Genomic DNA, 19583 nt, shown 5'->3' on the forward strand with positions numbered 1-19583 from the left:
TGCATATATCGTGTAATTCTTATATTCAGTCAAGCTAATGAATGACTGGTTTCACACGGTGAGGAGGATGGCATGAGCAGACCGCGAATCGTGGTCCTCGGCGCAGGGCTCGGCGGCACCATCGCCGCCTATGAGATACAGGCAGCCGTGAAAGGCCGCGCGGAGGTCATGACGATCTCCGATAGCGAGCACTATTCCTTCATTCCTTCAAACCCCTGGGTCGCCGTGCGGTGGCGCGAGCCTGAGGCTATCCGGGTGCATCTGCCGCCCATCTTCGCACGCAAGAAGATCGGGTTCACCGCCGTTGGCGCAAAGCGCGTCCACGCCGCCGAAAAGCGGGTCGAGCTCAACGACGGCGAGAGCATCACTTACGATTATCTTGTAATTGCAACCGGCCCCGACCTTGCCTTCGACGAGATCGAGGGCTTCGGACCGCACGCCGGCCACACGGTTTCGATCTGCCAGACGGCGCACGCCTCCGCCGCTGCGGATGCCTTCGACCGCTTCGTCGAAAATCCAGGACCCATCGTCGTCGGCGCGGTGCAGGGCGCCTCCTGCTACGGCCCCGCCTATGAGTTCGCACTGATCCTCGACACCGAGCTGCGCCGCCGCAAGATCCGCGACCGCGTGCCGATGACCTTCGTGACCGCAGAGCCCTATATCGGCCACCTCGGCCTTGATGGCGTCGGCGACACCAAGTCGCTGCTGGAAAGCACGCTTCGCGAGCGTCACATCAAATGGATCACCAGCGCGCGCGTTGCCAAGGTCGAACCCGGCATGATGCATGTTGAGGAGATCGCCGACGGGGGCGCCGTGCTGAAGACGCACGCCCTGCCCTTCGGCTATTCGATGATGCTGCCGGCCTTTCGCGGCGTTCCCGCCGTCAGCGGCATCGAGGGGCTGACGAACCCGCGCGGTTTCATCCTCGTCGACAAGCATCAGCGCAACCCCGCCTTCCCCGAGATTTTCGCACTCGGCGTCTGCGTCGCTATTCCGCCGACCGGGCCGACGCCGGTTCCGGTGGGCGTGCCCAAGACCGGGTTCATGATCGAATCGATGGTGACGGCGATCGCCGAAAACCTCGCCGCGATCCTGAGCGGAGAGGAACCGACCGCCGAGGCAACGTGGAATGCCGTGTGCCTTGCCGATTTCGGCGACGGCGGCGTGGCGTTCGTCGCGCAGCCGCAGATTCCCCCGCGCAACGTCAACTGGTCAGCGAGCGGCAAATGGGTGCATCTCGCGAAGATCGGCTTCGAGAAATACTTCCTGCGCAAGGTCAGGAAGGGTGAGAGCGAGCCGTTTTACGAAAAGCTCGCGCTGCATGTGATGGGCATCCGCAAACTGCGGCTGCCGCGCTGATAGAAGGAGTGACGTGATGACTCTCGATCGTGCCGTGCTCGTGTTCGCAGGCTTTGTCGTGTTGCTTGGGATCGCGCTGTCGCTGACCGTGCATCCGTGGTGGATCGGGCTCTCGGCGTTCGCCGGGCTCAACATGATCCAGGCGGCGTTCACCGGCTTCTGCCCGGCAGCGATGGTCTTCAAGGCGCTGGGCGTCCAGCCGGGCACCGCGTTCAAATGAAGCCCGCGCAGGGTTTGCTGGCGCTTGCGCTGGCGGCCCTTCCCCTGCCCGCCGCGGCCGTGACGCTCGATGAGGCGATCACGGCCGCGCTTCGCCACGCGCCCGACATTGCCGCCGCAGATGCCGAGGCCGGCGCGGCAAAGGCGCGGCTCGACCAGGCCGAGGCCGGACGCCTGCCCACGGCGGCGATCAGCGGCACCTATGGTTTCGGCCGGCTCGATCCGAAGGACTTCTTCGGGCTCGGCGCCGAAAACGTGCGCCCCCGCGCCGCGCAGGCGACGATCGAGCAGCCGCTCTTTACCGGGGGGCGCGTCAGCGCCGGGATCGCGGGCGCGAAGGCGGGGCTTGCGGCAAGCGAAGCGGGACGCACCGACACGCGCAGCCGCATCGTCGCCAACGTTGCGCGCGCCTATGGCGACGTGCTTGCCGCCGAGCGGCTGGCGGCGCTGCACGCCCGCCTCGTCGACGAGACGACCGAGATCGAGCGACAGGCGAAACTGCGCTTCAAGGCAGGCGAGAGCCCGAGCACCGATGTTTCGCAGGCGACAGCGCGGCTCGCCGAAGCGCGCGCAGGACTTGCCCGCGCCGAAGGCATGACGGTTTCGGCGGCGGCGCGCTTCCGCAATCTCACCGGGCTCGACGCCGCGGGGCTGGAGCCGCTGCCCGGCAATCCGCCGCTCCCCGCGACACTCGACGAGGCGATGGACGCCGCCAAGGCGCGCAGCCCGATGCTGGCACAGGCCGAGGCGGCGCTTCGTGCCGCCGAAGCGGGCGCCCGCGGCGCGCGCGCGCAGCGCCTGCCCACAGTTGGCGCGTTCGCCGAGGCGGGCACCGTGCGCGACCAGTTCTTCCCCAATTACCGCGCGGACAGCGCCACGGTCGGCGTCCGCGCCCGCTGGGAGCTGTTCAGCGGCGGGCGTGTCTCCGCGAAAATTTCCGAAGCGACGAGCGAAGTGCGCGCTGCCGAAGCGAGGAAGCGCGCCGCGGAAATGCAGATCGAGGAGGCCGTTATCGCCGCGTTTCAGGAGGTGCGCACCGCGCGCCGCGTGGAAAGCGCCGCCGAGGATCAGGCAGAGGCCGCCGAACGGGCGCTTTCGAGCGTTCGGCATGAAGTCCGCGTCGGCATGAAGCCGCAGCTCGACCTGCTCGACGCGGAGCGCGAGGCGCTGGGCGCGGGCGCGGCCGCAGTCGGCGCGCGCACGGACAGGATCGTCGCCGCGTACCGCCTGCTCGCGCTCATCGGCGGCAACTGAAACTCGACAGCACAGGAGACACGAGGATGCACAAGGACTGGCCGGAAATGGCGACCGAACTTTCGGGCGCGATCAAGGAAGTGCGGCTTGGCAGCCCGGAGGTGATGAAAGCGTTTTCGGCGATGGCGAAGGCTGCGACCGATGCGGGCGCACTCGATACCAAGACCAAGGAGCTTATCGCGCTCGCCATTGCGGTCGCGATCCGCTGCGACGGCTGCGTCGCCTTCCACGCGCAGGCCGCCGTCCGACAGGGCGCGACCCGCGACGAAGTGATGGAGACGATGGGCATGGCGCTCTACATGGGCGCGGGCCCCAGCCTGATGTATGCCGCGCAGGCCGTGGAAGCCTACGACCAGTTCGCGGCAAAAGCCGCCGAATAAGGCGCATCCCCAAGGGCGGCCCCGCGCCGCCCTCCCCTGAATATGCCCTGAATACCGGACAACGCCGCTTTTCCCCTGCGCAAAGCGGCGTTGACTCGTGCCTTTTCGTTGAATACAAACTCAATGAGTTGAAATTCAACATTTCATAAAAAGGGGATACACATGAAGGGATTTGCCCGTTTGTGGCTGGCGAGCAGCACGCTGGCGCTGGTGGCGCCGTATGCGGCGATGGCCGATGAGGTCGTGCCGGACGAGATCGTGGTGACGGCGCAGAAGCGCGCGCAGCCGCTGCAGGACGTACCGCTCAGCATTTCGGCGCTCACCGCCGAGCAGATCGAGAAGCGCGGCTTCGACGGCTTCACCGACTACGCGCGCAGCGTGCCCGGCCTGTCGTTCGTGGATCGCGGATCGGGGCGCAACAAGATCACGCTGCGCGGCGTTTCGACGGGCGTCGACCAGAACCACCAGTCGCCGGTCGGCATCTATATCGACGAAACGCCGGTCAGCTTCCCGAACAACGAGCCTGACCTCCGCCTTTACGACATCGAGCGCATCGAGGTTCTGCGCGGGCCGCAGGGCACGCTCTACGGCGCGGGCTCGATGGGCGGCACCATCCGCATGATCACGGCGAAGCCGAAGCTCGACCGCATCGAGGCGTCGGTGAGCGGATCGCTCTCCGCCACGCGTCACGGCGACGAGAGCGTTGGGCTCAACGGCATGATCAACGTGCCGCTCGCCACCGACAAGGTCGCGATGCGCACGGTGTTCTACTATCGCAACGAAGGCGGCTTCGTGGACAACACGCAGCTCGGCAAGAGCAATGTGAACGATGCCGAGACCTGGGGCGCGCGCGTCTCACTGAAGATGGCGCCGAGCGAGACGTTCGACGCGACCGCGAGCATCCTCCTCCAGCGCTCCGACTTCGGCGGCACACAGGAAATCGATCCGACGCTCGCCGGCCTCTCCCAGCGGCGCGCCGTCGCCGAACTGCGCAGCGACGACCTCACCGTTTACAGCCTCGCGCTTCACAAAGATTTCGGCTGGGCGGATCTCGTCTCGACGACCAGCTATCTCGACCGCAAGATCAACGACAACCGCGACGTCACCGCCTTCCTCGGCGTGCCGGTTCCGGTGTGGCTGAACAACGTCGTGCCGGACAAGAATTTCGTGCAGGAAATCCGCCTCGCCTCGCCGGGCGGCGGCACGGTCGAATGGATCGCGGGCCTCTATTATTCACGCCGCAAGAATTCGCTCTACCAGCTCGCGTGGCATGGCGGCCTGTTCGGCATCCCGACGACGACGCCGCTCCTCGACAGCGACATCAACAACGTGACGAAGCAGTACGCCGCGTTCGGCGAACTCAGCGTCAACGTGAGCGAGGCGCTGAAGATCACCGGCGGCCTGCGCGCCTTCAAGGTGAAGGAGCGCTTCAGCAAGGTTTCGGACGGCATCATCGCCGGCGGCTTCTCTTCGGATTCCGGCGGATCGAGCGAGAGCAAGATCAACCCGAAAATCAACATCTCGTACAAGGCGACACCCGACATACTCGTCTACGCGCAGGCCGCGCAGGGCTTCCGCGTCGGCGGCCCGAACACGACGATCCCCCCGCTCGGCGGCGTGTCGGCGCCCGCGACGTTCGATTCGGATTCGCTGTGGAACTACGAAGTGGGCGTGAAGTCCGACTTCCTTGGCGGCAAGGCGACGTTCAATGCCGCGCTATTCTACATCGACTGGACCGACATTCAGGTGACGGTGACGCGCCCGGACGGATTCTCGTACGTGACGAACGGCGACAAGGCGAAGAGCAAGGGCGCGGAGGTGGAGCTTTCGCTCCGCCCCGTCGGCGGCCTCGAACTCGGGGCGACGCTCGCTTACACCGACGCCTATCTCGCAGCGGACAGCGCGGGCGGCGCGGGCCTGAAGGGGGACCGCATTCCAGCGGTGCCGAAGTGGAGCTACGACATCTTCGGCCGCTACAGCGTCCCGCTGTCGGACGTGCTTTCGGGCTACATGCAGGCGAACATCCAGCATGTCGGCGGCAGCTACAACGGCTTCCCGAGCGACGTTCCCGCGCCCGACCTTCAGCACAGCTACGAACTTGCGAACGCGAAGATCGGCGTCGAGACCGGCGACCTCGACATCAGCCTGTTCGTGAACAACCTGTTCGACAAGCGCGCCGAGCTTTTTGTCGATACGACGCTCGGCGACCAGCGCATCAACGTCAATCGCCCGCGCACGTTCGGTATCAGCGCGGCTAAGCGCTTCTAACCTCTCCCTACTGACCTACGGGCGCGACGGCGATAGCAGTCGCCGCGCCCAATTTTTCGCGCGGCGGGTTGGCGAGGAAGACGGCGCGGTAGGTGAGCGTCGCCAGCGCCTCGGCGAGTTGATCGCGCGACTCCACGCAGTCCGCGAGATCGGGATTCCGCTGTACGTAATATTCGTGGACGACGCCGTCCGACATCGAGCCGAGACAATAGGCCATGAGCAGGCTCGTCTTGCGATCGAGTTTCTCGGGACCGAGCGCTTCGGACAGGCGGCGTGCGAAGCTGTGCGTCCACTGGCGGTTCGAGGCCTTCCAGATCTCGCCGAATTCGGGAATCTCTTCGGAGGCTTGCAACATGCAGCGCATCAGCCCCGGCTGCTCCTCGAAATGGCCGATCAGGATCTTGTATTGCTCGCGCAGCGTTTCGAAGAGATCGTCGCTCGGCGTCACCTTGCGCGCCTTCGCGGTCATCTCGGCCATGTAATCGGAGAGCACCTCGCTCGTCACGGCCTTCAGATCGGGGAAATAATGATAGAACAGCCCGACCGCGACGCCCGCTTCGCGCGTGACGTCCGCGATCCGCATCTGCCGGTAGCCGATGCGGCCCAGGACGCGGATCGTCGCTTCCTTCAGGCGCGCGCGCGTTTCGACCGCCTGCTCCTTGCGGGTCAGCGCAGCCTTGCGCACTGGCGTTTTCCTGCGGCCTTCCATCGCGATCTCCCAGCTCTTCATCGGCAGTTAGACAGGTTTGAACATGAATTCAATGAATTCTCCGCCACGTCGTCAGCGCCCGCGATTTCGATTGACAGTCGAACGGCATGAATATTTACTCATTGAATATCAATTCATCGAAACTTCGTGGTGAGGATCCAGTGCCGATGCGCATTCTGAAATGGCTTGCCTGCCTTGCCGCGCTTTTGGCCGCACCCGCCATCGCAGCACCAGCCCAACCTGTTGAAGCCTGGGCCGACGCGCTGTTCGAGCCCGCGCTGAAGACGCACCGCTTCACAGGCGCGGAGATCGTCGTCGTGGAAGACGGCGCGGTGTCGTTCGCCAAGGGATACGGCCTCGCCGATCCGGCGACCGGCCGCGCGATGGACCCGGCGGCGACCGAGGTCCGCATCGGCTCCACCACCAAGGTGATCACCGCGACCGCGATTGCCCAGCTTCACGAAAAGGGCCTGATCCGCTCGCTCGACGACCCCGCCAACCGTTACCTGAAGCGCGTGCAGCTTCCCGACTGGAAGGGCCGCCCGATCACCATCCGGCACCTGCTGACGCATCGCGGCGGTTTCGAGGACAAGGCGTTCGGGCTGGGCACGGACCGTGCCATCGCCCATCCCGTGAGCGCCGACGTGATCGCGCGCGCGATGCCGAAGCTGGTACGCGAACCGGGCACATGGTCGGTCTATTCGAACTTCGGCACCGCCGTGCTCGGCCTCATCGTCGAGGACGTCTCCGGCCAGCCGATCGACCGCTATTTCAAGGCGCATATCTTCGCGCCGCTCGGCATGGAGCGCTCGTATCTCAACCTCGCGCTCTCGCCCTCGCCCGCACATGCACGCCCCTATGCGACGTTCCCGGACGGCGCGCGGCAGGCGATCGGCTTCGTGCCGATGAACCCGTTCATCGCGCCCGCAGGCGGCGTCAGCACCACGGGGCTCGACATGGCGCGCTTCATGATCGCGCAGATCGAGGGCGCGAACGGCAAACCCTCGATCCTGTCGGCGGAGGGCTTCCGGCGGATGCAGACGCGCCACGTCGCCAACCATCCGGCGACGACCGGCTTCGGCATGGTGTTCATCGAAGGCACGTGGAACGGCGCGCATGTCGTGGAGCATGGCGGCGGTTGGCCGGGTTTCCAGACCGTGATGGTGCTGGTGCCCGAGCGCGGCATCGGCGTGTTCGCCTCGATCGTGGGCGAAGCGCCGGTGATTGACCTCACCGAACAGCTTCGCGCGCTTGTCGGCAAGACGCGGCTTGCGGCGAACCCGGTCGAGCCGGTGCTGAATTCCGCCTTCGTCCGCGAGGCCGCGCTGACGCGCTTCCTCGGCGCCTACCGCCCGACAGAAGCGCCGGTAACGCGGCCCGCAAGCGATTTCGCCGGCACCTATTGCCGGCAGCGCCGGTCTTACAGCACCGTCGAGGCTGCGTTCGACTTTCTGGGCGCGGGCTATGCGGTGATCACGGCGGCGGCAGGCGCGGACGGCACGCTCACCATTCGCGGCGTGCCGGGCTATCGGCAGGTGGCGCCCGGCGTGTTCTTCAACCCGGATGCCGCACCGCAGGCGCTCGGCGATCCGAACACGTCAGCGCTGTTCGCGTTCACGGCACGCAACGGCAAGGCGACCGGCATGGCGCCGCTGCTGTCGGTGGACGCGTGGGAGCGGTGCAGCGACAGCTGGAACCCGCGCACGCTCGGCATGATGCTGCCGGTGCTGCTGCTCACCCTCTTCACCGGCATCCTCTGCCTGTTCTGGCCGGGGAGCACGCGCGCCGAGCGCCTCGCCCGCTGGCTACCGCTGTTGCAGCTGGGCACGGTCATCGCCCTGCCGCTGGTGCTGCTCGGTTTCTACGCGGCGGACGACGGCATCATGTACCACGTGCTCCAAGCACAGCCGGAGCGCTTTATCGGCCTTGCGATCGCGGGCAATGTCGGCGCGCTCGTCGCCGTGCTGACGATCGCCGCCGCAGTCGCAGCATGGCTGCGCGGCTGGTGGGGCGAAGGACGGCGCGCCCTTTTCCGGCGTGTGCATTTCAGCCTCATCGCCATCGCCGCGGCGGGCATTCTTGCCTTCCTCGCCTCGCTCAATCTTGTCGGCTGGAACCTGCCGTAATGGGAATAGACATGAAATCAAAAATCGGACAACCGCTCGGCACCTCGCGCTGGTTCGACGTGGAGCAGGCGCTGATCACGCAGTTTTCCGCGTCCACGCTCGACGACGACCCGATGCATCTCGACCCCGCATGGGCGCGGGCGAACACGCCGTTCGGCGGCACCGTGGCGGCGGGTTTCTGGACGACCTCGATGCTGATCACCATGTCGCACGACATCGGCTTCATCGATGCGTTCGGCGAGAGTGAAGGCGGCGCCTGGTATGCGCTGAACTACGGCTTCAACCACATGCGGCTGATCACGCCCGTTCCGGTGGGAAAGCGCATCCGGGGACATATGCGCCTGCGCGACTTCCAGGATCGCGGCGAGGGCAAATTCCTGCTCACGATCGACGTGGAGGTCGAGATCGAGGGCGAGGCGAAACCCGCGCTCGTCGCCGAATGGCTCGCGATGGTCTTGCGGTCCTAGCGCGAAGGCTTGCCGGGGGGCCTCGGGCGGCGCGGCTGACCGGGACGCGGCTGGCTTGGTCGCGGCGCACCGCGCGGACCGGACGGCGCGGCTGGCGGCGGACGGCGCGGCGGCGGCGCAAGATCCGGATTGAAGACGGTATAGCCTTCCTTCTGCAGCCGCGTGAACGCAACGCGCACACTCGCGAGGATCGATGCCTGCAATGCCTGCGGGAGATCGTCGAATGTCGTGTTCGGGTGAATGGCGCTGAGATCGCGAAGCAGATTGTTGGGCACGCCGCCCGACGCCGTGCGCAGCGCGGAAACGCCGTCGATCACCGCCGCGACAATCGCCTCCCGCATCACTTCGGCCGCCGGTTTCACCATGACCTTAACTCCTGCCCGAACACCGCGAAGCGCTATACACAGCGCGGCGCAGGCACGGAACCGGAATTCGCGATCAGTTCGCCGCCTGCCGGATCATCTGCTTTGCGATGATCGTCTGCTGGATCTGCGAGGTGCCCTCGTAGATGCGGAGCAGGCGGACATCGCGATAGAAGCGCTCGACCTTGTATTCGGCCATGTAGCCCGCGCCGCCGTGGATCTGCACGGCGCGGTCGGCGATGCGGCCGACGGCTTCGGAAGCGTGGAGCTTCAAGGCCGAGCATTCGAGGCTGACCGCTTCGCCCGCATCGAACTTGGCGGCGACCGATTGCAGCAGCGCCTCGGTCGTCAAGAGGTCCACCTTCATGTCCGCGAGCATCGCCTGCACGAGCTGGAAGTCGGCGATGCGTTCGCCGAACTGCTTGCGCTCGATTGCGTAGGCGAGGCTCATCTCGATCAGCCGGTCGCACATGCCGAGTGCGACGGCGGCAATGTGGATGCGGCCGCGGTCCAGCACCTTCATCGCGGTCTTGAAGCCGCGCCCCGGCACGCCGCCGATGATGTTCGCGGCCGGAACAACGACATCGTCGAGGATCACGTCGGTCGTGACCGAGCCTTTCTGGCCCATCTTCTTGTCGGGCTTGCCGAGCGTGATGCCGGGTGTATCGGCGGGCAGAACGAAGGCGGAGATGCCCGCCGCGCCTTTCACGTCGGCTTCGGTGCGCGCCATCAGCGTGAAGACGTTCGCGCGCGTCGCATTGGTGATGAAGCGCTTGGTGCCGGTGATGCGGTAGGTGTCGCCATCGCGCACCGCGATGGTACGCAGCGAGGCGGCATCGGAGCCCGCTTCAGGCTCGGTGAGACAGAAGCTGGCGATGGCCGCGCCGCTTGCGAACTTCGGTAGCCATTCGCGCTTCTGCGCCTCGGTGCCGTCGATGACGATGCCCTGGCTGCCGATGCCGAGCGTGGTGCCGATCACCGAGCGGAACACAACGGACGCGCGTGTCAGCTCGCGGATGAGCGCGGCCTCTTCGGACATGGTGCAGCCGAGGCCGCCGTATTCCTCCGGCACGGAAATGCCGAACAAGCCCATCTCGCGCATCTCGTCCACGATCGCATCGGGAACGGCATCCGCCTCCTCGACCGCGTCTTCAGCCGGGATCAGGCGCTCGTCGACGAAACGGCGAATGGCCGCACGGAACAGGCCGAATGTTTCTGCGTCCACGGCGACTCTCCTCTACATGCTCGCGCCGTATGACATGCCGCGAAGCGCCGTGCGAGCCTCGCGGTTTAGGGAACGTCGGCTGCCCTTGCCTTGGCGGCCTGCCGCTCCGCGAACCATTGGCGCAGCATTTCCATGGTGCAGCCGGTCTGCCCGCCGGAACCGACCGCCGAGCAGCTGTTCGGCATCATGGGACGGCTCGCCTCGTCGAGCGTGCGCACGCGCGCCGTCCACGACTGCGAGGGCGGGTCGTTCTTCTTCGTTTCGCGGAGGCGCTTGGGGATGCGGTATTGCTCGCCCTCGGGCTCACGCGCGCAAACGACGATCTCGTCGCCATCGCCCTTAGGGCAGGGTTCATCGCCGTAGACGGTGATGTTGGTGATGCGGTTCGGCGCCTCGGCGTGCGCCGGTGATACGCACACGAGGGCAAGGAGCGCCGCGCCCAGAACATCCTTTGCGCTCACGCCCATGCCGCCGTGCTTCATGATCTCGTCCGCCATCGCTTGGGCATCCTTTGCGCCCATTGATGAGCGGAGGCTGAACGCGTTTACCGCGAGGCAGCCGCGTACGCGGCGCCGCCCGCGCTCCAGCCGCCGCCGAGCGCCTTGAACAGGTTGATCTGAGCGTCCGCGATGCCGGCGTCGATCGCGGCGAGCTGCGCCTCGGTTTCAGCGAACGTGCGCTCCGCATCGATGAGCGCGAGGCTATCCACCTGCCCTTCCCGCTGCTGCGCGCGGACGATGCGGGCGGCCTGCCCTGCCGCGTCGCGCGCTGCCTTCAGCGCCGTGCGCCGATCAAGCGCGCTCGCATAGGCGGAGACCGCGGTTTCGGTTTCCTCGAGCGAACGCAGCACGGTGCCGTCGAAGCCCGCGAGCGCAGCGCGCGTATCGGCCTCCGCTCCGGCGACGCGCGCGCGGGCGCGTTCGTGATCAGTGAACGACCAGCTGATGAGCGGGCCGAGCAGCCAGCGCAGCGGTCCGCCACCGAACACGTCGCCGATGTTCGGCCCGGTCGAGCCGATCGAAGCGCCGAGGCTGATGCGCGGATAGAGGTCGGCGGTGGAGACGCCGATGCGCGCGGTTGCGGCGGCGAGACGGCGTTCGGCGGCGCGGATATCGGGCCGCCGCGCGAGAAGCTGCGCGCCGTCACCGACCGGGATCGGCGTATCGAGCCGGAGCGTGGAGACCCGCTGGGCCGCGATCGGCGGCAAGTCGGCTGGCGCGCGGCCGGTGAGCGTGGCGAGGCGGAACAGCGCCGCATTGCGCTCGGAGGTGAGCACGGGGATTTCGGCCTGCCGCTGATTGCGAAGCGTGGCAATGCGCGCGACGTCGAGGCTGGTGGTGAGCCCCGCCGCGCGGCGCCTGTCCGTGACGCGGAGCGAGCGATCGAGCAACTCCACGATGCGCTCTGCCACGGCGATCTGCTCGCCCGCAGAGGCAGCAGTTGCATAAGCGCGCGTCGTTTCCGCAACGACCGAGATGCGAACCGCTTCGAGATCGGCCTCGGCGGCGCCGAGATCGCCGCGCGCGGCCTCGACCCCGCGCGAGACACGGCCGAACAGATCGACCTCGTAGGCGACATCCAGCCCGGCATCGATGGACCAATCCTCTCGCGGCGCGCCGGAACCGCGCTGGCTTTCGGGCAGGCGGCCGTAGGTGGCGCGGGCGCCGGCGCCCACGTCCGGCAGCCGATCGGTGCGGACCTCGCGGAGCGCTGCGCGCGCTTTCTCCAGCCGCGCGACGGCAACGCGCACGTCCGTATTCGCGGTGATGGCATCGGCGACCAACTGGTCGAGCACGGGGTCATCGTAGAGCCGCCACCAATCGGCCTTCACCGGCGCGAGCGTATCGACCGCGGACGTCGCCGCGACGAACGCTCCGGCGGATGACGGCGTCTCGGGGGCCGCATAGTCGGGGCCGGTCGCGCAGGCGGCAAGCGCCAAAGCGGAAGCGGCGATCATCAGATTGCGGAACATGAGCTTGCGCCTTTCTTATTCGGCGAGTTGCAATGCAGTGGACGGGCGGCGGCGCATCCGTTCGCCGAGGCTGCGGCTCGCCACATAGAACACGGGTGTGAAGACGAGGCCGAACGCGGTGACGCCGATCATGCCGTAGAACACGGCGGTGCCGAGCGCCTGACGCAGTTCCCAGCCCGGGCCAGATCCCATCATCAGGGGCAGCACGCCGAGGATGAAGGCGAAGCTCGTCATCAGGATCGGTCGCAGCCGGGCGCGTGCCGCCTCGACCGCCGCATCGCGGGGTGCGAGCCCCCGATCTTCGGCCTGCTTGGCGAATTCCACGATCAGGATCGCGTTCTTCGCGGCAAGCCCGATCAGCACGATAAGCCCGATCTGCGTCAGGATGTTGTTGTCGAGCCCGTGCAGGTTCACGCCCAGCATCGCCGCGAGCAAGGTCATCGGCACGATGAGAATGATCGCAAGCGGCAGCATCAGGCTTTCGAACTGCGCGGCGAGCACGAGGAACACGAACACCACCGACAGGCCGAAGATCAGCGCCGCGATATTGCCCGCCGCCTTCTGCTGGAAGGCAAGGTCGGTCCATTCCGCCGCGAAACCCTGCGGCAGATCCTCCGCGATCGTTTCCATCCGCGCAAGCGCCTGGCCGGTGGAGGCACCGGGCGCTGTGTCGCCGTCGATCTCGACCGCCGGGAACAGATTGTAGCGCGTGACGCGGTAGGGCCCGGTGCGGTCTTCGAAGGTGGCGACGGCGCCGATCGGCACCATGCCGCCGCCGTTCGAGCGCGTCTTCAATTGCGCGATGTCGGAGGCGTCGTCGCGGAAGCGTGCATCCGCCTGCGCGGTGACGCGGAACGTGCGGCCGAGCAGGTTGAAGTCGTTCACGTAGGCCGAGCCGAGATAGACCTGCATCGCCTCGAACACGCGCGTTGCGGGCACGCCGAGCATGTCGGCCTTGGCGCGGTCGATGTCCGCGTAGATGCGCGGCGTCGCGGTGTTGAACAATGTGCGCACATTGGCGAGTTCCTTCGCCTGATGCGCCGCGCCGATCACGCCGCCCGCTGCCTGTTCGAGCGGCTGATAGCCCGCGCCGCGACGATCCTGAACCATCATGCGCCAGCCGCCGCCGTTGCCGATGCCCTGAATGACGGGCGGCGGCACGACGAACACGAACGCCTCGTTGAGATCGGCAAGCGCGGCGCGCATGTCGTTCTCGATGGCGGCCTCGGTGCGGCCGGTCTTCGCGCGTTCGGCGAAGGGCTTGAAGGTGACGTAAGCGGCGGCGGCGTTCGACGCCTGCGTCTGCGAGGCGCCGTCGAAGCCGGAGAACATCACCGCCGCTTCGGTGCCGGGCACTTCAAGCAATTTCGCAACGGCTTTCTTGAGCACGCGGTCGGTCTGTTCGATCGAACTGCCTGGAGGGAGCTGGATCGCCGCGAGCGCATAACCCTGATCCTGCGCGGGAATGAACCCGGCCGGAGTCGCCCAGAACAGCGCACCTGCGGCAAGCACGAGCGCGCCATAGGCTGCGAAGACACGCTTCGGTGCTGCGGCGAGTCGGCGGGTGAGATTGCCGTAGCGCTCGCTCAGACGGTCGAAGTTGCGGTTGAACCACGCCCCTGCCAGCCACAGGCGGCGGCGCCAGCCGGTTGCAGGCGCCATCTCAGCCTTCGGCCGCAGCAGCAGTGTCGCGAGCGCAGGCGACAGGGTGAGCGACAGCACGAGAGAGATGATCGTCGCGCTGGCGATCGTGACCGCGAACTGGCGGTAGAATTCACCCGTGATGCCGGTGAGGAACGTCGTCGGCACGAACACGGCGCAGAGCACCAGAACGATCGCGACCAGCGCGGCGGAAACCTCGTCCATGGAGCGGTGCGATGCCTCGCGCGGCGAGAGCCCGAGTTCGAGATTGCGTTCGACGTTTTCGACCACGACGATCGCGTCGTCGACGACGATGCCGATCGCGAGCACGAGCCCGAACATCGACAGCGTGTTCAGCGAATAGCCGAGCCCTGCAAGCACCGCGAACGTGCCGATCAATGAAACCGGAATCGCGATGATCGGAATGATCGCCGCGCGCCAGCTTTGCAGGAAGATGAGGATGACGACGACGACGAGCAGCGCCGCCTCGAACAATGTCGCCTGCACCGCGCCCATCGATTCGCTGATGAATTCGGTGGGATTCCAGATGATCCGGTATTCGAGACCCTCAGGGAAACTCTTCGCGGCTTCGGCGAGTTCCGCCTTCACGCCTTCGGCAGCCGCGAGCGCGTTCGTGCCCGGGCGCTGGGTGATCCCCATGATGATCGAATCCTGGCCCGAGAGGTAGGCGTTGACGCCGTAATCCTCCGCGCCGAGTTCGACGCGCGCGATGTCGCGCACGCGGGTGATCGCGCCGGAGGCATCCGTCCGCACGATGATGTCGGCGAATTCCTCGGCGGTCTTGAAGCGGCCCTGCGTTTCGACGCTGAGTTGCTGCGCCGCGCCCGTATCGAACGGCGGCTGGCCGATCGTTCCTGCCGCGACCTGGACGTTCTGCGAACGCAGCGCGGAAACGATTTCGCCTGCGGTGAGCCCGAGCGCAGCCGCGCGGCCGGGATCGATCCAGACGCGCATCGCATAATCGCGCGCGCCGAACACCTGCACGTCGCCGATGCCGTCGACGCGTGTCAGCCGGTCCTTGATCTGCGTTAGCGCGTAATTGGAGACGTAGCTGCGATCGAGCGATCCATCGGGCGACAGCACGTTCACCGCCATCAACCACGACGGCGAGGTCTTGCGCACGACGACGCCCTGACGGCGCACCTCTTCAGGCAGGCTTGGCTCGGCGAGCGCGACGCGGTTCTGCACGAGCACCTGCGCGGTATCGAGATCCGTGCCGAGCTTGAAGGTGACGGTGATCGTCAGCCGCCCGTCCCCGGTCGATTGCGACGATTGGTACAGCATGTTGTCGACGCCGTTGATCTGCTGCTCGATCGGCGCCGCGACCGTATCCGCGACCGTCTCTGCGGATGCGCCGGGGTAATTGGCGCTCACCGTTACGGTCGGCGGAACGATGTCGGGGAATTGCGAAATCGGCAGGCCGAAATAGGCAAAGGCACCGACGATCGTGATGACGATCGCGATCACGCCAGCGAAGATCGGCCGGCGGATGAAGAAATGACTGAAGCGCATCGGACAATGCCTTTCCTGCCGCCTCCCGCGGTGCGCGGGAGGCGTGGGTATTCGTTCGCTGGTGCGGCGGTCAGAGCGCGGCGATTGTCGCCTGCGAGGCCGCCGGTTCGTTTACGGGGACCACTGCTGTCGGCACCGGTCCCGGCGGATCGATTTTGGCGACGCGCTCGGTGACCTTCGCGCCGGGCTGCATCATCTGGAGGCCCTGGATCACGACCTTGTCGTCCGCCGACAGACCCGCGCGGATGCTGCGCAGGCTGCCGATCCGCGGACCGGGCGTGACCTCGCGTGCGGCGACGGTGCCATCCTTGGCGACGACGTACACCACCTTGCGTGCCTGATCGGTGCGGACGGCAGCATCGGGAACGAGCAGTGCCTGCGCAGGTGAACCGTCCGTCAGCCGCATGTTGCCGAACATGCCGGGGGTGAGGAAATAGTCCGGATTGGCGACGACGGCGCGGGCGCGGATCGTGCCGGACTGGGCGCTGATCCCGTTGTCGGTGAAATCGACATGCCCTTTCCAGGCGTAGCCGGTTTCGTCCTGCAGCCGGATCTGGACCTGCTGCGCCCCGCCCGCCTTCTGCCGCTCACGCTGCGCTTTCAGAAACAGCGCCTCCGAACTGTCGAAGGTGAAGTAGATCGGATCGAGCGCGTTGATCGTGGTGAGCAGCGTGCCGCCGCCGGTATCGGCGGTGGACACGATATTGCCCGCATCGACGCGGCGATCCGAAATGCGTCCCGTGACCGGCGCGCGAACCTTGGTGAACTGAACGTCGAGCGCACGGGCACCGACGCGGGCCTCGGCTGCCGCGAGCGAGGCGCGGGCGGCGCGGACACGGGCGGCGAGACGATCGAGATCGCTCTGGGATACCGCATCATCCGCACGCAAGCGGTTGGCACGTTCGAGATCGGCCTCTGCCAGCGCAACATCGCTGCGGGCCTGCGCGGCGCCCGCGCGGGCTTCGGCAAGCGCGGCGTTGAAGGGGCGCGGATCGATCGTGAAGAGAAGGTCTCCCTTCTTCACGATCGCGCCATCGGCGAAATGTACCGCGGTGACAGCACCCGAGACGCGCGGCCGCACCTCGACGCTACTCGACGGTTCAAACCGGCCGACATGATCGTCCCACTCCGTCACATCGCGCACGAGCGGCGCGGCAACGGTGACGATGGGCGGCGCAGCAGCCGCGATCGCGGGGGATTCACGGTTGAGAATACCCACTGCCACCACCGCAATCACCGGCAGCGCCGCCGCGGAAAGGTGCTGCCAAAGCGGGCGATCGGTAAACCGCCGCCGCACGGGCGAAGCCGTCGCGGCGTCGGCTTCGATCTTGGTCATCATGTTCATCGGGAAATCCTTCGGTCGCGGCGCGCACGGGCGCTCGTGATGCTGCTCGCAAGCAGCGCATAGTGATCGTGGGTGAAACCGGCGCTGAGGAAGCCGCGGATCGCGGATTCAGCAATGTGATAGCCCTGATGCCACGTCAGCACGGCGATCCTGCGCAGGGCTTCGAGTTTGGAATCCGCGAGCTGCGGATTGGGCCGGCTTCCAAAGAGGGTGCCGAGCGCGACGGCGACGCGGCCGGGGGATTGCAGCGTCGAGAGGGAATCGCGCTCGGCGAGGGCCACCACAGACCATTCGAGAGCCGAAAAACGGGCGCTCGGACGGTCGGCAGCGGGGGACGAGGATAAAGTGGGAATGGCGGCGCCCAGAACATCCGTGAAGGCGAGATAGGCCATGGTGCAAGTCTCCTTGATCAAGGCGCAAGCGCCGTCGTTCGCCGGGCGTCTTGACCACAGCGCTGGGTTTGAATCGCGACCACACAGCAAAGCGACGCTCTGCCAGACGATCGTCAGCTAAGGATTGCGGACTGAAATGGACGCCGGGGTCCGGAATCAGCCCTTGTGAATACCGCAGTGTCGCATCGGGTTGCCTTTCGATGCCGTGAGCCGCCGGGATGGCCGCTCAATTTCTGTACCTAGAGGTATATAAACCGCGCTGCGGTGCGTCAACAGCTTTTTGTACCGGTCGATAAAGATTTATTTCCGGTATGCGAAAGCTGCTATTTCGAAGGCCACATCATCATGCTGGTTTCGATCATGCGTTCGAGATCGGCGCGCGTCGCGCCCGCCCCGGCCTGCACGGCCATGCCCTGTAGAAGCGCGTAGAGAAAACTGGTCAGCCCCTCCACATCCACGCTTTCGGGGAGATCGCCTTCCGTCTTCGCGCGCTCGAAGCGTTCGACGAGCGCGCGCCGCGCGACCTTGCCGCGTTCAACCACCTCGAGCCGGATGCACTCTGCCTCCGCCCCGCACGCAACCGCGCTGATCACGCCGAGGCAGCCGTGCGGCTCGCAGTTGCTTGTCTGATTCTCCATGCTGCCGTGCAGCAAATGTTCGGCGACCCCGCGGGCGGTCGGCTGCGCTAGCGACTTGCCGACATAGGCAAGCTTCTCGGTCTCGTAGAGGTCGAGCGCCTTGCGAAACAGCGCCTCCTTGTTGCCAAATGCCGCATAGAGGCTGGGGCGCGTGATCCCCATCGCCTCGGTGAGGTCGCTCAGCGACGCGCCTTCGTAGCCCTTGCTCCAAAACACGCGAAGCGCGGCGGCAAGCGCCGTATCCACGCAAAACTCGCGCGGACGTCCTTTCACCGGAGCAGTGACCGTTTCCATAACGAGCGGTATATAATCAAACCGTCACGGAATACAATCGTCTCGTGTCGGTGACGGAAGGAATCTCATTCCAGATTTTGCTGCAGACGGTTCAGAAGCCCGATCAGACGCCTGAAATCCGGAGCCGAGAAACCGCGAATCAGGCGCCGGTAGAGCGGTGCCGTCACGGCGCGCGCCGCCTTCAGCTTTTCGCGGCCCAAGGGCTTCATCGCCAGCGTCGTCACGCGGCCGTCCGTGGGGGACGGCCGCGTCTCGATAAGCCCGGCCTTCTCCATCCGCTCTGCGACGCGCATCAGCGTGGAGACGTTGATGACGGCAAGCTTCGCGACCTGGCCGATCGACTGGGGTTCCGCCTCCCCCAGAATCATGAGGACGCGCCATGTCGGGATGTCGATACCGATGGTGCGCAGTTCCGCTTCGATGATGACGTTGTAACGGCTGACCGTGCGATTCAGCAGGTAGAACGGATAGTTATCCACGCAGAAGTCATCCGATCCCGGATCCCCCAGGGCACGCAAATCCTCGGCCACTTCAAGCTCCTTCGACACGCCATCGAATTTACTTGCATATGCAAGTTTATCGAAGCATAGTTCGGGCTTCATGATCTGGAGGAGGGATTATGTCCAGCGCGCCGATTCTTACTGGGCTTGCACACGCGTTGTCGCGCGGAGACGTGCGGGTCGTCGATCTGACCCAGACGCTGTCGGAAGATACGCCGCTGCTGGTTCTGCCGGAGCCGTTCGGACAGACGGCGGCGTTCTCGCGGCAGGAAATCTCGCGTTATGACGAGCGCGGCGTCGCATGGCACTGGAACAATTTCACCGTGGGCGAGCACACCGGCACGCATTTCGATGCGCCCGTCCACTGGGTGAGTGGCCGCGATCTGCCGGACAATACGGTGGATGCCGTTCCGGCCGCGAATTTCGTAGCGCCCGTGGTGGTTCTGGATTTCTCCCGCGAATGTGCGGCCGACCCGGATTTCCTGCTGACCGCCGCGCACGTGAAGGACTGGGAAGCCGCGAACGGCCCGATCCCCGCGGGAAGCTGGGTTCTGTTCCGCACCGACTGGTCCAAGCGCGACGTCGATGCCTACACCAATCGCCGCGAAGACGGCGCGCACACGCCCGGCCCGGCGACGGACGCGATCGAATATCTGATCGCGCGCGACATCCTCGGCTTCGGCGTGGAGACGATCGGCACCGATGCCGGGCAGGCCCATCTGCTGACGCCCGCCTACCCGGCGCACACGCTGCTGCACGGCGCCGGACGCTATGGCCTGCAGTGCCTGCAGAATCTCGATCAGCTCCCCGCGACGGGCGCGGTGCTGATCTGCCCGCCGCTGAAGATTCGCGGCGGATCGGGAAGCCCGCTGCGCGTTCTCGCCCTCGTCGAGGCGTAA

Annotated in this window: 18 protein-coding genes; 8 read left to right on the top strand and 10 right to left on the bottom strand. The window is 66.2% G+C overall.

Features of this window, described 5'->3' with window-relative positions:
• Positions 1-72: 72 nt before the first annotated feature.
• From H2052_RS10510 to H2052_RS10530, 5 genes are all read left to right on the top strand, one after another.
• Positions 73-1359, top strand: coding sequence for an FAD-dependent oxidoreductase (locus H2052_RS10510; protein WP_293781326.1), 1287 nt, complete (start codon positions 73-75; stop codon positions 1357-1359).
• A gap of 16 nt (positions 1360-1375) precedes the next feature.
• On the top strand, positions 1376-1579 hold the full coding sequence (locus H2052_RS10515) for a DUF2892 domain-containing protein (protein ID WP_293781329.1): 204 nt from the start codon (positions 1376-1378) through the stop codon (positions 1577-1579).
• Entirely contained in the window at positions 1576-2832 is a 1257-nt protein-coding gene (locus H2052_RS10520; protein ID WP_293781332.1) for a TolC family protein, read from the top strand. Before H2052_RS10515 ends, H2052_RS10520 begins: the two co-directional genes overlap by 4 nt.
• A 26-nt stretch (positions 2833-2858) precedes the next feature.
• Positions 2859-3212 (top strand): carboxymuconolactone decarboxylase family protein, encoded by a 354-nt coding sequence (locus tag H2052_RS10525; protein WP_293781334.1) that lies wholly within the window; start codon positions 2859-2861, stop codon positions 3210-3212.
• A 162-nt stretch (positions 3213-3374) separates the two neighbouring features.
• On the top strand, positions 3375-5480 hold the full coding sequence (locus H2052_RS10530; RefSeq protein WP_293781337.1) for a TonB-dependent receptor: 2106 nt from the start codon (positions 3375-3377) through the stop codon (positions 5478-5480).
• A gap of 7 nt (positions 5481-5487) precedes the next feature.
• On the opposite strand, the gene H2052_RS10535 is transcribed toward H2052_RS10530, so the two are convergent.
• Positions 5488-6165: a TetR/AcrR family transcriptional regulator gene (locus H2052_RS10535; RefSeq protein ID WP_293781340.1), complete on the bottom strand. Its 678-nt coding sequence runs from the start codon at positions 6163-6165 to the stop codon at positions 5488-5490.
• 191 nt (positions 6166-6356) lie between these two features.
• Here H2052_RS10535 and H2052_RS10540 point away from each other — a divergent pair, with 191 nt between their 5' ends.
• Both H2052_RS10540 and H2052_RS10545 read left to right on the top strand, forming a co-directional pair.
• On the top strand, positions 6357-8315 hold the full coding sequence (locus tag H2052_RS10540) for a serine hydrolase domain-containing protein (RefSeq protein ID WP_293781343.1): 1959 nt from the start codon (positions 6357-6359) through the stop codon (positions 8313-8315).
• An 11-nt stretch (positions 8316-8326) separates the two neighbouring features.
• Positions 8327-8782, top strand: coding sequence for a MaoC family dehydratase (locus tag H2052_RS10545; RefSeq protein ID WP_293781346.1), 456 nt, complete (start codon positions 8327-8329; stop codon positions 8780-8782).
• Here H2052_RS10545 and H2052_RS10550 read toward each other — a convergent pair.
• From H2052_RS10550 to H2052_RS10590, 9 genes are all read right to left on the bottom strand, one after another.
• Positions 8779-9147 (bottom strand): hypothetical protein, encoded by a 369-nt coding sequence (locus tag H2052_RS10550; protein ID WP_293781349.1) that lies wholly within the window; start codon positions 9145-9147, stop codon positions 8779-8781. The genes H2052_RS10545 and H2052_RS10550 overlap by 4 nt on opposite strands.
• Positions 9148-9220: 73 nt before the next feature.
• Complete coding sequence (locus H2052_RS10555; protein ID WP_293781352.1) at positions 9221-10369, bottom strand: acyl-CoA dehydrogenase family protein; 1149 nt, start codon at positions 10367-10369, stop codon at positions 9221-9223.
• A 65-nt stretch (positions 10370-10434) separates the two neighbouring features.
• Positions 10435-10866, bottom strand: a complete 432-nt coding sequence (locus H2052_RS10560; protein WP_293781355.1) for a hypothetical protein — start codon at positions 10864-10866, stop codon at positions 10435-10437.
• Positions 10867-10913: 47 nt separating this feature from the next.
• Complete coding sequence (locus H2052_RS10565) at positions 10914-12341, bottom strand: TolC family protein (protein WP_293781358.1); 1428 nt, start codon at positions 12339-12341, stop codon at positions 10914-10916.
• A 15-nt stretch (positions 12342-12356) separates the two neighbouring features.
• Entirely contained in the window at positions 12357-15515 is a 3159-nt protein-coding gene (locus tag H2052_RS10570; RefSeq protein ID WP_293781361.1) for a multidrug efflux RND transporter permease subunit, read from the bottom strand.
• Between the two features lie 70 nt (positions 15516-15585).
• Positions 15586-16860 carry an efflux RND transporter periplasmic adaptor subunit gene (locus H2052_RS10575; protein ID WP_293781364.1) on the bottom strand — a complete coding sequence of 425 codons (1275 nt, stop codon included), beginning with the start codon at positions 16858-16860 and terminating at the stop codon, positions 15586-15588.
• Entirely contained in the window at positions 16857-17252 is a 396-nt protein-coding gene (locus tag H2052_RS10580) for a hypothetical protein (RefSeq protein WP_293781367.1), read from the bottom strand. Before H2052_RS10580 ends, H2052_RS10575 begins: the two co-directional genes overlap by 4 nt.
• Positions 17253-17575: 323 nt before the next feature.
• Positions 17576-18184, bottom strand: a complete 609-nt coding sequence (locus H2052_RS10585) for a TetR/AcrR family transcriptional regulator (RefSeq protein ID WP_293781370.1) — start codon at positions 18182-18184, stop codon at positions 17576-17578.
• 65 nt (positions 18185-18249) lie between these two features.
• On the bottom strand, positions 18250-18714 hold the full coding sequence (locus tag H2052_RS10590; protein ID WP_293781373.1) for a MarR family transcriptional regulator: 465 nt from the start codon (positions 18712-18714) through the stop codon (positions 18250-18252).
• Between the two features lie 89 nt (positions 18715-18803).
• Between H2052_RS10590 and H2052_RS10595 the strand changes: the two genes are divergently transcribed.
• The gene (locus H2052_RS10595) at positions 18804-19583 is read left to right on the top strand and encodes a cyclase family protein (RefSeq protein WP_293781376.1); all 780 of its coding nucleotides are present in this window, start codon (positions 18804-18806) and stop codon (positions 19581-19583) included.

Origin of the sequence: Sphingosinicella sp. (assembly GCF_013911755.1) — a bacterium.
Classification (GTDB): Bacteria; Pseudomonadota; Alphaproteobacteria; order Sphingomonadales; family Sphingomonadaceae; genus Sphingosinicella.